The 390-nt window shown below is 65.4% G+C and carries 1 protein-coding gene; it reads left to right on the top strand.

Annotated features, from left to right (window positions below):
* Positions 1-190: 190 nt before the first annotated feature.
* On the top strand, positions 191-390 hold a 200-nt coding region (locus I6F37_RS44085), incomplete at its 3' end, for a DUF3035 domain-containing protein (RefSeq protein ID WP_225154998.1).

Here is a 390-nt window from a genome sequence, read left to right as displayed (position 1 = left end):
GCTTTCAACCTCGCCGACAGCTTCATCACCATCGGGGTTGCCCTGCTGATCTACGACGGCGTGTTCGGCGGCCGGAAGCGCGCCTAAAAGCCGTTTGTTTTCAAATCTTTGTCACCGGCCAAGGGGCGGGTTGCTGACGCCCCCGGATCGCGGTAAAAAGCTGCCCTTGGCTCTGGAGGGGGTTCTTCCCATGCGTCGCACGTCGATTCTCATCGCGGCTCTGGCCGTGGCCCTGCCGCTGGCGACCGGCGGCTGTTCGGGCGTGAAGGAGACTCTTGGCCTTACCAAGCAGTCGCCTGACGAGTTCAAGGTCGTCTCGCGCGCGCCGCTGTCCATGCCGCCCGACTACAACCTGCGTCCGCCGACGCCCGGTTCGCCGCGGCCCCAGGA

It is taken from the genome of Bradyrhizobium sp. NBAIM08 (assembly GCF_020193935.1).
GTDB classification, from domain to species: Bacteria; Pseudomonadota; Alphaproteobacteria; order Rhizobiales; family Xanthobacteraceae; genus Bradyrhizobium; species Bradyrhizobium yuanmingense.
The sequence above is the reverse complement of the archived record's forward strand: the minus strand, read 5'-3'. Positions and strand labels throughout refer to the sequence as shown.